At 72.5% G+C, this 12221-nt stretch carries 11 protein-coding genes; 6 read left to right on the top strand and 5 right to left on the bottom strand.

What is annotated here, in order from left to right; translation table 11 throughout:
• Positions 1-41 precede the first annotated feature (41 nt).
• The 4 genes from SALPAC4_RS0123310 to SALPAC4_RS0123295 all read left to right on the top strand — a co-directional run bounded on the left by SALPAC4_RS0123310 (position 42) and on the right by SALPAC4_RS0123295 (position 3531).
• Positions 42-989 (top strand): lysylphosphatidylglycerol synthase transmembrane domain-containing protein, encoded by a 948-nt coding sequence (locus tag SALPAC4_RS0123310; protein WP_019872424.1) that lies wholly within the window; start codon positions 42-44, stop codon positions 987-989.
• Between the two features lie 11 nt (positions 990-1000).
• Positions 1001-1645, top strand: coding sequence for a GTP cyclohydrolase II (locus tag SALPAC4_RS0123305; protein ID WP_018736593.1), 645 nt, complete (start codon positions 1001-1003; stop codon positions 1643-1645).
• Positions 1638-2327, top strand: coding sequence for a RibD family protein (locus tag SALPAC4_RS0123300; RefSeq protein WP_019872423.1), 690 nt, complete (start codon positions 1638-1640; stop codon positions 2325-2327). The genes SALPAC4_RS0123305 and SALPAC4_RS0123300 overlap by 8 nt, the downstream gene beginning before the upstream one ends.
• Before the next feature lie 451 nt (positions 2328-2778).
• A complete protein-coding gene (locus SALPAC4_RS0123295) occupies positions 2779-3531 on the top strand; it encodes an SDR family NAD(P)-dependent oxidoreductase (RefSeq protein ID WP_019872422.1) in 753 nt (250 codons plus the stop codon).
• 209 nt (positions 3532-3740) lie between these two features.
• Here SALPAC4_RS0123295 and SALPAC4_RS0123290 read toward each other — a convergent pair whose 3' ends face one another.
• The 5 genes from SALPAC4_RS0123290 to SALPAC4_RS0123270 are packed head-to-tail and all read right to left on the bottom strand — an operon-like array spanning position 3741 to position 9363.
• Positions 3741-4304, bottom strand: a complete 564-nt coding sequence (locus tag SALPAC4_RS0123290) for a GNAT family N-acetyltransferase (RefSeq protein WP_019872421.1) — start codon at positions 4302-4304, stop codon at positions 3741-3743.
• The gene (locus tag SALPAC4_RS0123285) at positions 4297-6405 is read right to left on the bottom strand and encodes a penicillin acylase family protein (RefSeq protein WP_020113557.1); all 2109 of its coding nucleotides are present in this window, start codon (positions 6403-6405) and stop codon (positions 4297-4299) included. The genes SALPAC4_RS0123290 and SALPAC4_RS0123285 overlap by 8 nt, the downstream gene beginning before the upstream one ends.
• Positions 6402-7211, bottom strand: coding sequence for an ABC transporter ATP-binding protein (locus tag SALPAC4_RS0123280; protein ID WP_027645030.1), 810 nt, complete (start codon positions 7209-7211; stop codon positions 6402-6404). Before SALPAC4_RS0123280 ends, SALPAC4_RS0123285 begins: the two co-directional genes overlap by 4 nt.
• Positions 7212-7237: 26 nt before the next feature.
• Complete coding sequence (locus SALPAC4_RS0123275) at positions 7238-8266, bottom strand: FecCD family ABC transporter permease (protein WP_018736588.1); 1029 nt, start codon at positions 8264-8266, stop codon at positions 7238-7240.
• The gene (locus SALPAC4_RS0123270; protein ID WP_019872418.1) at positions 8263-9363 is read right to left on the bottom strand and encodes a FecCD family ABC transporter permease; all 1101 of its coding nucleotides are present in this window, start codon (positions 9361-9363) and stop codon (positions 8263-8265) included. Before SALPAC4_RS0123270 ends, SALPAC4_RS0123275 begins: the two co-directional genes overlap by 4 nt.
• Before the next feature lie 65 nt (positions 9364-9428).
• On the opposite strand from SALPAC4_RS0123270, the gene SALPAC4_RS0123265 reads away from it, so the two are divergent.
• A complete protein-coding gene (locus SALPAC4_RS0123265; protein WP_019872417.1) occupies positions 9429-10460 on the top strand; it encodes an ABC transporter substrate-binding protein in 1032 nt (343 codons plus the stop codon).
• A gap of 124 nt (positions 10461-10584) precedes the next feature.
• Positions 10585-12186: a pyridoxal phosphate-dependent decarboxylase family protein gene (locus SALPAC4_RS0123260; RefSeq protein ID WP_019872416.1), complete on the top strand. Its 1602-nt coding sequence runs from the start codon at positions 10585-10587 to the stop codon at positions 12184-12186.
• Positions 12187-12221: the final 35 nt, after the last annotated feature.

The following is a 12221-nucleotide window of genomic DNA, read 5'->3' as shown; positions in this document are numbered from 1 at the left end:
CCGGCGGACCCCCGGGTCGGCGACTCGCGCGGGGGGACCGGATGGTGATGGTGTCGCGCACAGCGGCGGCCGACGGCCGGCTCTGGGCGTGGGCCCGGGCACTGGGCGGTCTCGGTCTGCTGGCGCTGTTGCTCTGGCTGGTGGGCACCGGCCCGTTTCTCGATGGGCTGCGTCTGATCACCGCTCCAGCTTTGGCGGCGGCGCTGGCGATCGGCGGGATCACCACGGTCTGCGGCGCATGGCGCTGGAGCCTGGTGGCCCGGGGACTGGGGGTCCGGCTGCCGCTGCGAACCGCCGTCGCCCACTGCTACCGGGCGGTCTTTCTCAACGCGACCCTGCCTGGCGGGATCCTGGGCGACGTACACCGGGCGGTCCGCCACGGGCAGGCCGCGGGGGACCTCGGCCGGGGTGTCCGGGCCGTCCTCTGGGAGCGGACCGCCGGCCAGGCGGTCCTCGCGGTGGTCGCGGTGGTGGTGCTGGCCACGTTCCCGTCCCCGGTCCGGCCGTATCTGCCGGTGGTGACCGTTATGCTGGCCGCGGTCGGCCTCGGCGCAGCGCTCCTGGCGTGGCTGCGTCCCGCCGGTCAGTCTCGGTGGGCGCGGGCGGTCCGCGTCGCCATCGCCGACATCCGCGTCGGCCTACTGGCCCGCCGCACCTGGCTCGGGGTGCTGCTCGCCTCGACCCTGGCGGTGGCGGGGCACCTGGCGACCTTTGTGCTCGCCGCCCGAACCGCCGGCTCGACGGCGCCGCTGTCGCTGCTGTTGCCGTTGACCCTACTGGCCCTGCTCGCGATGGGAGTTCCGGCGAACATCGCTGGCTTCGGGCCCCGCGAGGGCGTGGCCGCGTGGGCCTTCGGCGCAGCCGGTCTCTCCGCCGCTGAGGGCGTCTCTACCGCCATCGTCTATGGAGCTCTGGTGCTCGTCGCCAGTCTTCCCGGGGCCGCCGTCCTGGCGGCCCGTCGTGTCCGCGTGCCGGCTGGCACCCGCTGACGAGGAGTCCGATGCATCCCATTGCCACGATCCGCACCCAGGTCATCGTCCCGATACGATTTCCAGACGGGTACGCCACCACGGCCCGGGTCTACTCCTTCGCTGGTCTGGTTGACGGTCGCGAGCACCTGGCTTTCGGGCTCGGCGACCGGACTGACCCGGCGGCTGTGCCGACGGAGCCCTCGGTGCCGCTGGTACGACCGCACAGTGAGTGCCTTACCGGGGACGTGTTCGGCAGTCAGCGCTGCGACTGCGGCCCGCAACTGCGCGAGGCGGTCGAACGGATCGCCGAGCGCGGTGGCTACCTGCTTTACCTGCGCCAGGAGGGCCGGGGCATCGGCCTGTACGCGAAGTTGGCGGCGTACGCGTTGCAGGACGCCGGGTTGGACACGTACGAGGCGAACGTCGCCCTCGGCCACCGGGCGGACGAGCGGGACTACACCGTCGCCGCGCAGATGCTCACCGCCCTCGGCGTGGACCGGGTCGCGCTGCTCAGCAATAACCCGGACAAGTGCGCACAGCTGAGCCGGCACGGCATCGCCGTCAGCGAACGGGTGACCACCGGGGTCTTCCTCTCCGCGGCCAACGCCGACTATCTGGCGGTCAAGGCGACTCGTGGCGAGCACGCCCTCGACCTGCCCTTCGTACATGACTGAGCGCCCGTACGTCCTGCTCAGTTGTGCCGCGTCGTTGGACGGCTACATCGACGACGCGACCGGTCAGCGACTGGTGCTCTCCAACGACGCTGATCTGGACCGGATCGACGAGGTGCGGGCTGGCTGCGACGCGATCCTGGTCGGTGCGGGCACCATCCGGCGAGACGATCCGCGGCTGCTGGTGCGGTCCGCGGCGCGACGGGCCGAGCGGGTTGCCCGTGGCCGGGCTGCCTCGCCTGCCCGGGTGACCGTCACCGGCTGTGGCGACCTTGACCCAGGGGCCCGGGTATTCACCACCGGTGCGACCGTACGGTTGATCTACTGTGCCACCTCGGGGATGGAGAAGGCCCGGGAGCGCCTTGGCCAGGTCGCCACCGTGGTTGACGCCGGGGAACCGGTCAATCTGGCGCCGGTGCTTGCCGATCTGGCCGCGCGGGGGATCGGCCGGCTGTTGGTGGAGGGGGGCGCGAGCATGCACACCCAGTTCCTCTCCAGTGGGCTCGTTGACGAGCTGCACCTGGTGGTCGCCCCGTTCTTCGTCGGGGACGGCCGGGCACCCCGCTTCGTGCGAGACGGCTCTTTTCCGTGGCACGCCGGTCGCCGAGCCCAGATCGCCGAGGTGCGGCAGATCGGCGATGTCGCGTTGGTCCGCTATGCCCTCTCCGACCGCTGTCCCGGCTGACGGCAGCAGCTGGTGTGGATGTGCCAACGCCGTGCTGTCCCGCCCTAGCCCCCGCGGTGGGGCGGTGGTTTGGGGGCAGGCGGTGCCGGGTCTGGGTGGTGACGGGTTTGGGCGGTGCCGTGCGGCGGGGTGTGGGCCACGGTCGGCCCGGAGGTCTCCCTGTAGGTCTCCCTGCGGACTGTCGAGCTGCCCTCGAGAACGGGGCAGCCCGGCGGCCCGGAGGGGGTGCCACTCGTCGGTGACGGCGGCGGGGACCATCACCCACCCCGCGCGCGGCGCGTCCAGCTTCCGGGAGTTTGGCTCGGCAGCGGCTGGCTCGCCGGACCCGGCAGCGGCTGGGCGGGGACCGTGGTCGCCCGGATCAACCGGCCCGCGGCGTCGGGGTCACCGACGACACCCATCGTCATGAAAGAATTTAGCGATGCGTGATCTAGCTCAACCACTCGACGGCATGAACGCGCTGGTTATCGGTGGCGGAGGCGACGGAATCGGACGGGCGATCTCGCGGGCGTTCGCCTCGGCCGGCGCTGCCGTCGCCGTCGCTGACGTCGACAGTGCGCGCTCGCACGATGCCGTTGAGGAGTTGATCGGATCAGGCGCCCGCGCGCTTTCCCTCGTCGGCGACGTACGGTCCCGACCAACCGTGGACGCCTTTGTTGCCGCCACCATCGCCGAGTTTGGCCGGCTCGACACGCTCGTGACTGTCGTGGGCGGGCAGGTCGCGTTCGTGCCCGCGGTGCGGCTGCACGAGATGAGCGACGACGACTGGGACCTCGCGTACGACATGAACCTTGGCTATGTCGTTCGTGCGGTCCGCGCCGCGATCCGAGCCTTCCTGGCCCAGGGTCAGGGCGGTTCCATCGTAAGTGTCGGTTCGGTCACTGGGGTAATGGCCGCACCCACGCAGGCCGGCTATGGTGCCGCCAAGGCCGGCCTCGTAAGTCTTGCCCGGACCGTCGCCGCCGAATACTCCGCCGACGGTATCCGGATGAATGTCGTGGCCTGCGGTGCCATCGCAACGGCGGTGGCGAATGCTACGCAGCCTGCCGGCGAGGTGCCCGAGATTCCGATGCGCCGACTCGGCGCTCCGGATGATGCCGCTGCGGCTGCCGTCTACCTGGCCGCACCGCTTTCGTCCTACGTGACCGGGCAAAGCGTCGCTGTTGACGGGGGCGTGACAGTCCGAGGCCCGTTTGCCGACTGAATAGGGCTCGTCGATCGCGAAGTCGGCTGAGGCGGTGACTCCGCCGGTCGGACGGGCCGGGTCGCCGCTGTTGCCGATTCAGGAAGCCGCCGGCAATGGTCTCGTCCGTGGGGCAGCTCGACAGCGGTGGGAGGAGGTACCGGCCCGCCGGTCCAGAACCGCTCGGTTGCTGAGCCGTCCCGTATACGGACCTTCCCGCTGCCGGTCAGTCAGCGGCCCGCGGCGGCGCGGTCCAGGAACATCAGTCGGGCCTGCTTCTCCGGCAGGTCGACCAGCGGCCCATCGACGAAGCCGGTGCGGCGCAGTCGAGCCTGTGCTCGGTCGTTGCGGGCGTCCGGCTCGGCGACGATCCGCTGGTGGGTGGGGTCGGCGAAGACGAAGTCGACCAGGAAGCCGAAGAGGTGGCCGGTGAAGCCCGGCTCGGGGCGGGCGGGGCGGGGCGGCGGGCCGATCAGAAAGTGTATGCCGTGGTCGCCGGGCTGGACCGGGTACACCTCACCGACCGGATCGGCGTGCGGCTGGTATGTCTGGAACAGCGCCGCTGGCGCCCCGTCGCGTAGCGCCAGCCAGGCCTGGTGAGTGGGGAGTGAGTCCAGGTAGCGGTAAATCTCCGCAACCCGATCCCGACCGACGTCACGCATCCCCCAGAACCGGGCCCGCTCCTGGCTGACCCAGCTGTGGATGAGGTCCAGGTCGCCCTCCGGATCCACCGGCCGCAGCTGCACCTCGCCGAAACCCGCGACTACCCGCCCGAAGACCACCCGGTCACCCATCTCGCTCCTCAATCAGCTTGTCCCAGTCGGTGACCACCGGCAGCAGCTCCCCGCGTTGCCAGGCTGCCAACTGGTCGTCGTCGTGCGCCGAGCCCGGCACGCCATCCGCGCCGAGGGGTACCACCCAGTGGCTGTTCTCGCGCCGGGCGAGGTCCCAGGCGTACCGGGCGGCCGGTCCGCGCCGGCACAGGTCGGTTACCCCCGGCACGCTGGAGGTGGAGAGCACACAGTCGTGCTCCCCGCCGAGTTCCGGTCCGGCATCCGCCTCCGAGGAGTCCGGTACCGGATTGTCCGCGACCAGGTTTGCCGCAACCACGTTGACCGGCGCCGCCCGCCAGGGCGCGAGCCGGTGCCGGGCGCCCCACCGGGCTGCCTCGCCGCCGACGGCGGGGTCGAGGTCGCTGCCCGCGACCTCCAGCAGCGCGGCCCGGACCAGGGCCGGCGCGTCCAGCCCGGGGAGCGCGTCGGGAGCGAGCAGCGCGCCCAGCGCCGTCCCCACCCGCGGGGTCAGCGCCAGCCAGGGCGCGAAAACCTCCGGGTATGCCGGTGGGTCGGCGAGCGCCGCCAGCGCCGGATGCGTGGTGATCCGCCGGACCAGGGCGGCCCGGACGGCGGCGAAGGCACCCGCGTCGGCGCTGTCGGCGGCCATCCGTCGATCCCAGCGCAGCAGCCGGTCCCGCAGCGCGGCGGCCGGCGTCGGCAGCTCCGTCAGGCCCGCCAGGAGGGTCAGCAGCGGCCCGGCCGCGGCCGTGTACGTGTCGGTGTGCACGTCGGCCATTCGCTCCGCCGTCCAACCGGCGGTCGCGTCGAGTAGTTCGCGGATGCGCCGGGCCCGGTGCGGGGGTGCGAACTCGACCCCCAGCGGAGCGGAGACCGCACTCTCGTTGGCCATCACGGCGACCTCGGTGACGGTAGCCCGCGGCATCGCGCACCAGCCAGACCAGGCGTACCGGGGCTCCCACGCCGGCACGACCCGTAGGCCGTTGTCGGGTGGGCGGGTCGGCACCGCACCGGCGACCCGGTGTAGCAGCCCACCGGCGGTGTCGGCGGCGAGCACCACATTGACCGGCTCCACCCAGTGCTCCACGGCGGCGTCAACGTCGGCGACGGTGCGAGCCCGCAGCAGCGCCGGCAACGCGGCGAAGCCCAGTTCGCCGGTGACCCGGGGTGGGTAGCGGAGACTGATCGCCTCGGCCGACTCCGGGCCCCCGACGATCACCGGCCCCCGGTCGGTCTCCACCACCTCCACCTCGACCGGCTCGCCGCCGGCCACTGTGATCGTCTCTGTGTGGGTGCGCGTCGGTAGCCAGCCGTCCGGCCCGTACGCCTCCACGCCGCCGCCCCGTCGACGTAGCCGCTCGGCGTACAGGTCCTGGTAGTCGGCCATCGCGTTGGTGATCGCCCAGGCGACCTCGCCGGTGTGCCCGAAGTGGGCGATGCCGGGAACCCCCGGCACTGCCAGGCCGACCACGTCGTACGCCGGGCAGGCGAGGCGGATCTGCTGGTAGATACCCGGGTCCTCGATGTACCGGTGTGGGTCGCCGGCGAGTATGGCGGCACCGGTGGCGGTACGTTCGCCGGCCAGCAGCCAGCCGTTACTGCCGGAGCTGACCGGCGCGTCCGCCTGGAAGAGCGCGACGGCGTCCGGGCCGAGTCGCCGGGCGACGTGCTCGCGCCAGAGCTTGCTGGGGAAGCCGGCGAAGAGGACGTGGTGGGCCAGCCAGATCGCCAGCGGGGTCCACGGCTCCCACCGGCCGGCCTCGAGCCCAGCGGTGGCGAAGCGCGGGTCGCGGGCCGCCCCCGCGGCCAGGCCGGCGTTGACCCCGGCCACGTACCGGCCCACCCAGGAGGCGGTCGCCGGGTCGAGGCGGGCGTGGCAGCGGCGGGCGGTGTCGGCGAGGCGGGCCTGGCGGGCGAGCCGGTCCCACGGCACCGCCTCGGGGCCGAGGAACGCGGCGCTCGCCCCCAGCGATCGGTGCCGCTCCACCTCGATCTGCCAGGCCCGGTCGTACGCGGTGACCCGGCCCTGGGCGTAGGCGAGCTCGGCGTGCTCGGTGGCCCGCAGGTGCGGCACGCCCCACCGGTCGCGGAAGAGTCTCACGTCGTGACTCCGATCGGGGTCCGGCGCCGGGCCGCCGGCACCACCAGCGGGGTGCCGGTCTCCGGATCGTCGATGACCCGGCAGGGGAGGCCGAAGACCTCCTCAACGAGCGCGGCGGTAACCACCGTCTGGGGCGGGCCCGTCGCCACCACCTGCCCGTCGCGCATCGCGATCAGGTGGGTCGCGTAGCGGGCGGCCTGGTTCAGGTCGTGGAGCACGGCGACCAGCGTACGGCCCTCCTCCTCGTGCAGCCGGGCGCAGAGGTCCATGATCTCGATCTGGTGGGCGATATCCAGATACGTGGTGGGTTCGTCGAGCAGTAGCAGCGGGGTCTGCTGGGCGAGTGCCATGGCGAGCCAGACCCGCTGCCGTTGCCCGCCGGAGAGTTCGGCTACCGGACGGTCGGCGAGGTCGGTGACGCCGGTGGCCGCCATCGACTCGGCGACCACCGCCTCGTCCTCGCGGGACCACTGCCGCAGCAGCCCCTGGTGGGGGTATCGGCCCCGGGAGACGAGTTCGGCCACCCCGATGCCGTCGGGGGCGATCGACGACTGGGGTAGCAGGCCAAGGGTCTTCGCGATCTCCCGGGCGGGGCGTCGGTGGATATCCGCCCCGTCCAGCAGGACCGCGCCGGTGCTCGGCTGGAGCAGCCGGGACAGGGCCCGCAGCAGGGTGGACTTGCCGCACGCGTTCGGGCCGATGACGACGGTGAATGACCGGTCCGGAATCTCAACGGTCAACTCGCGGGAGATGGTCCGCCGTTCGTACGCCAGGGTCATCGCGCTACCACGCAACCGGGACCGCATCTTCGGTGCTCCGTTCTCCGTCGTTGTCACAGTCGGCCCGCCCGGCGCTCGGCCGCCAGTAGCCAGATCAGGTATCCGCCGCCGATCAAGCCGGTCACGACGCCTACCGGCAGTTGGTGGCCGGGGACGGCGCGCTGAGCGATCTCGTCGGCAACGACCAGTAGTAGCGCCCCGAGCAGCGCCGAGGGCAGCAGGTTGGGCCCGGGTGCGCGGGTGAGCCGTCGGGCCAGGTGCGGCGCGGTGAGCGCCACGAAGTTGACCGGGCCGGCAGCCGCCGAGGCGAGGGAGACCAGCAGTACGGCCGCGCCGAGCAGGGCCAGCCGTAGTCGTTCGACTGGCACGCCGAGGGCGTTGGCGGAGTCATCGCCCATCTCCATCAGCCGCAGGGCGGGCCCGGCGCCGGCCAGCACCACCGGCCCGAGTAGGGCGAGGGCGATCAGGACCGGCAGGGCGTGGATCCAGCCCCGGCCGTCGAGGCTGCCGGTGAGCCAGAGTACGGCCCGGGCGGCGTCCATCAGCGGGGCGCGGGTGAGCAGCCACCCGTTGATCCCGGTGAGGATCGCAGCGACCCCGATGCCGGCCAGCACGAGTCGGTAGCCGTGCACTCCGCGTCGCCAGGCGATCACGTAGACCAGGAGGCCGGTGGCGAATCCGCTGACGGCGGCGGCGCCGGAGAGCATCGTGCTGGTGCCGCCGACGACGACCACCACCAGCGCGCCGGTCGCCGCGCCCTGGGTGAAGCCGAGCAGGTCGGGACTGCCCAGGGGGTTGCGGACCAGGGTCTGGAAGACGGCGCCGGCCAGAGCCAGTGCGGCGCCCACCGCGATCGCGGTGGCGAGGCGGGGGAGCCGTAGCTCGTGGACGATGAACTCCTCGGCCGGCGTGCCGTCGCCGGCCAGGGTGCGGAGTACGTCGGCGGCGCTCATCGGGTAGTCGCCGCTGCCGAGTGCCAGCACACCCACGGCCAGGGTGAGTAGCGCGCAGGTCAGGCCGACGGCGAGGGCGCGCGGGTGCAGGCGCAGCGAGATGTCACCAGGAGTACGCAAGACGATCATGGCTGCCCCACCCGCCCACGGAGTACCAACCAGAGGAAGAGCGGCCCGCCCAGCACGGCGGTGACCATGCCGACCTGGAGTTCGCCGGGGCGGCTGAGGATCCGGCCGAGCACGTCGGCGCCGAGCAGGAGCACGGGTGCGAGCACGGCGCAGTAGGGCAGTAGCCACCGTAGGTCCGGCCCGGTCAGCGCGCGTACCAGGTGCGGGACCAGCAGTCCGACGAAGACGATCGGTCCACAGGCGGCGGTGGCGGCGCCACAGAGCAGGGTGACCGCCGCGATGACCGCCGCCCGGATCAGCGCCGGCCGCGCGCCGAGCGCCCGTGCGGTGTCGTCGCCGAGGGCGAGGGCGTTCAGTGGGCGGGCCACGGCGAGGGCGAGCAGCAGCCCCGCGGCGATGAACGGTGCCATCGTGCCGACGATGGCCAGTTCGGCGCTGGCCAGCGAGCCCACGGTCCAGAACCGCAGCCGTTCCAGCGAGGCGGTGTCGAGCAGCATGATCGCGCTCACATACGAGTAGAGGGTGGCGTTGAGCGCGGCGCCGGCGAGGGCCAGTCGCGCGGGGGTGGCGCCGCGCCCACCGCCCACGACGTAGCCGGCGGCGGTGACGGCGGCAGCGCCGATCAGCGCGAACCAGATCTGTCCGTTCAGTCCCGCGACGCCGACGAGGGCCGTGCCGGTGGCTACCGCCGCGGAGGCGCCGGCGTTGATGCCGAGTAGCCCGGGGTCGGCGAGCGGGTTGCGGGTGAGTGCCTGCATGACCGCCCCGGCCACCCCGAGGGCGGCCCCGGCGAGCAGGCCGAGCAGCGTGCGGGGAAGTCGCATCTGGTGGACCACGGTGTACTCGTCCGCGCCGGGGTCGAGCAGGGCGGGCCAGACGTCGGCGAGGGGGAGGGCCTTCGCCCCGACGGCGATGCTGAGCACCGCGACGACGGCGAGCAGGAGCACGGCGGCGGCGAGGCCGCTGGCGCGGGTGGCGGTGCGACCGCGTCGGGTGGGGTGCGCCGAAACCGCTTGTGCAGCGGACGGCGGTGAATGAGTGACGGACAGGGTGGGCTCCGAGTTGGTGCGAATCGCGGGGGCGGGACTTGACAGCATTACTGGTTAGGTTAGCCTAACCTCGCTGTCCATGGTCACCCGCGACCCCGACCGAAAGATCTAACATGTCGCATCCCGCGTCCGCCCGTCGACTTTCCCGTCGTGGCCTGCTCGCCGCCGCCGGCGGTGTCAGCCTGGCCGCCCTCCTCGCCGGCTGCGGCAGCGAGGATAGCGGCACCCCCGCCGCCGACACTGACTCCGGCCCCTGGTCCTTCACCGACGACCGAGGCGAGAAGCTCTCCGCCGACGCGCCTCCGACCCGCGTGGTCGCCTTCACCGGAGTGGCCGCGGCGCTGGTCGACTTCGGCGTCAACGAGCAGGTCGTCGGCGTGTTCGGCGAGACCACCCGCGCCGACGGCAGCAAGGACCCGCAGGCCGGGGAGCTGAACGTGGAGAGCGTGGAGATCCTCGGCAACACCTGGGGTGAGTTCAACCTGGAGAAGTATGCCGGCCTGCGGCCCGAACTGCTGGTGACCCACATGTACGACCCCGATGCGCTCTGGTACGTGCCGGACGAGAGCAAGGACAAGATCGTCTCCCTCGCCCCGGTCGCGGCGATCACCACTGCCCGGGTGCCCATGACCCAGCCCATCGAACGATACGCGCAGCTCGCCGAGTCCCTCGGCGCGGACCTGTCCGCGCCGGCGGTGACCAAGGCGAAGGCTCGCTTCGACGCCGCCGCGGAGTCGGTCCGCGAAGCCGTCAAGGCCAACCCCGGTATCAAGGTGATGGCCTGCTCCGGCAGCCCCGACCTGTTCTACGTCTCCAACCCGCAGGTCAGCACCGACCTGATGTACTTCGCCGAGCTCGGCGTTGACCTCGTGGTGCCCACCAAGCTGGAGGCGGGTGACTACTTCGAGGCACTCAGCTGGGAAAACGCCGGCAAGTTCCCGGCCGACCTGCTGCTGCTCGACAACCGCGGTATCGCGCTGCAGGCCGACGACCTCGCCACCAAGCCGACCTGGGCGCAGCTGCCGGCCGTGACGGCCAACCAGGTGACCGCCTGGGACTCCGTGCCCCGCTTCTCGTACGCCGGTGCCGCTCCGCTGCTGGAGAACCTGGCCACCGCGATCAAGGGTGCGAAGAAGGTCAGCTGACCGTCGGGTCCCGGCCGGCGACGCTGGCCGGGACCGCCCGAAGCCACTCACCGCAACCGCCGTCAGCGCACGGCGGACGATGGCGGCTGCCCGCATCCGGGCGCCATGAACATGAGGATCAGCCATGAACCCGTCCGCAGGCCCCGTTGCCGCCGTACCGCTCGACCAAGGGCCCAGCGCGGCCCGAACCGACTCGGGGTCCGCGTCCCCGGGCACTGTCGAGGCCGCTCAGGCGTACCTGCTCGGCAATGGCTCGGTCGACCACTATCGACAGGCGCTCGCCGACGGGGTGGAGCGGGTGGCCCAGCGGGTCGCCGCGGTCGACCGCCCCTTCACCGGGGTCATCCCGGACGAGTTGGCCCCGCTCGTCGGCGGAGTCGAGCTCGACCGGCCGCTCGGCGACCACACCATCGCCCTGGACGAGTTGGACGAGCTGTGGCTGCGCGACGCGGTCTGGTTCCACCACCCCCGCTCGCTGGCCCACCTCAACTGCCCGGTGGCGATCCCCGCGCTGCTCGGCGAGGCGATGCTCACCGCGGTCAACCCGTCGCTGGACACCTGGGACCAGAGCGCTGGCGCCACCCTCATCGAGCGTCGGTTGATCGAGTGGACGGCCGCCCGGATCGGCCTGGGAGCAGCCGCCGACGGGATCTTCACCAGCGGGGGAACCCAGTCCAACCTGCACGCCCTGCTGCTGGCCCGGGAGGAGGCCGTCGCGCACGCCGCCGATGCCGACGCCCGGGCCGCGCTCCTGCCCCGGCTGCGGATCCTCACCTCCGCCGCCGGGCACTTCAGCGTCCAGAAGGCCGCGAAGCTGCTCGGACTGGCGCCGGACGCGGTGATCACCGTCGGGACCGACGCGGCCCGCCGGATGTGCCCGCAGGCGCTGGACCGGGAACTGGAGCGTTGTCAGCGGGCCGACCTGCCGGTGATGGCGGTGGTCGCCACCGCCGGTACCACCGACTTCGGCACCATTGACCCGCTGCCGGAGATCGTCGGGCGCTGCGCCACCGCCGGCGTCTGGCTGCACGTCGACGCCGCGTACGGCTGCGGCCTGCTGGTCTCGCCGACCCGCCGGCACCTGCTCGACGGCATCGAGCAGGCCAACTCGGTGACCGTCGATTACCACAAGTCCTTCTTCCAACCGGTCAGCTCCAGCGCGCTGCTGGTCCGGGACCGCCAGGTGTTGCGGCACGCCACCTACCACGCCGACTACCTCAACCCGGCCCGGGCGGTCGCCGAGCGCATCCCGAACCAGGTGGACAAGAGTCTGCAGACCACCCGCCGGTTCGACGCGCTGAAGCTGTGGTTGACCCTGCGGGTGATGGGACCGGACGCGATCGGCGCCCTCTTCGACGAGGTCTGCCGCCGCGCCGTTGACGCCTGGGCCCTCGCCGACGGCGACCCCCGCTTCGAGGTGGTAGCCCGCTCGCCGCTGAGCACCGTCGTCTTCCGCTGGTGCCCCGCCGGCACCGACGCCGAACTGGCCGACGAGGCCAACCGGCACGCCCGGGCCCAACTCGCCGCCTCCGGCGTCGCCATGGTGGCCGGCACCATGGTGGACGGCCGGGCACACCTCAAGTTCACCCTGCTCAATCCCGCGACCACGAGCGCGGACGTGACGCTCGTGCTGGACCTGATCGCCGAACACGCCGGCCGGTACGCGCACGACGACGCCTCCGGGCGAAGCGGCCGCCCCGCCGACCTGTCCTGCTCGGTCGCCTGATCAACCACTTCGCAACACCCCGTCTGGAGAAGCAC

The sequence above is a fragment of the Salinispora oceanensis genome, from assembly GCF_000383575.1.
GTDB lineage: Bacteria > Actinomycetota > Actinomycetes > Mycobacteriales > Micromonosporaceae > Micromonospora > Micromonospora oceanensis.
The sequence above is the reverse complement of the archived record's forward strand: the minus strand, read 5'-3'. Positions and strand labels throughout refer to the sequence as shown.

Excerpts from the sequence above, each read along its gene's own strand:
- SALPAC4_RS0123300 (WP_019872423.1), top strand. The coding sequence starts at position 1,638 with ATGACTGAGCGCCCGTACGTCCTGCTCAGTTGTGCCGCGTCGTTGGAC.
- SALPAC4_RS0123260 (WP_019872416.1), top strand. The coding sequence starts at position 10,585 with ATGAACCCGTCCGCAGGCCCCGTTGCCGCCGTACCGCTCGACCAAGGG.
- SALPAC4_RS0123275 (WP_018736588.1), bottom strand. The coding sequence starts at position 8,266 with ATGATCGTCTTGCGTACTCCTGGTGACATCTCGCTGCGCCTGCACCCG.
- SALPAC4_RS0123310 (WP_019872424.1), top strand. The coding sequence starts at position 42 with ATGGTGATGGTGTCGCGCACAGCGGCGGCCGACGGCCGGCTCTGGGCG.
- SALPAC4_RS0123270 (WP_019872418.1), bottom strand. The coding sequence starts at position 9,363 with ATGCTGTCAAGTCCCGCCCCCGCGATTCGCACCAACTCGGAGCCCACC.
- SALPAC4_RS0123295 (WP_019872422.1), top strand. The coding sequence starts at position 2,779 with ATGAACGCGCTGGTTATCGGTGGCGGAGGCGACGGAATCGGACGGGCG.
- SALPAC4_RS0123265 (WP_019872417.1), top strand. The coding sequence starts at position 9,429 with ATGTCGCATCCCGCGTCCGCCCGTCGACTTTCCCGTCGTGGCCTGCTC.
- SALPAC4_RS0123305 (WP_018736593.1), top strand. The coding sequence starts at position 1,001 with ATGCATCCCATTGCCACGATCCGCACCCAGGTCATCGTCCCGATACGA.
- SALPAC4_RS0123280 (WP_027645030.1), bottom strand. The coding sequence starts at position 7,211 with ATGCGGTCCCGGTTGCGTGGTAGCGCGATGACCCTGGCGTACGAACGG.
- SALPAC4_RS0123290 (WP_019872421.1), bottom strand. The coding sequence starts at position 4,304 with ATGGGTGACCGGGTGGTCTTCGGGCGGGTAGTCGCGGGTTTCGGCGAG.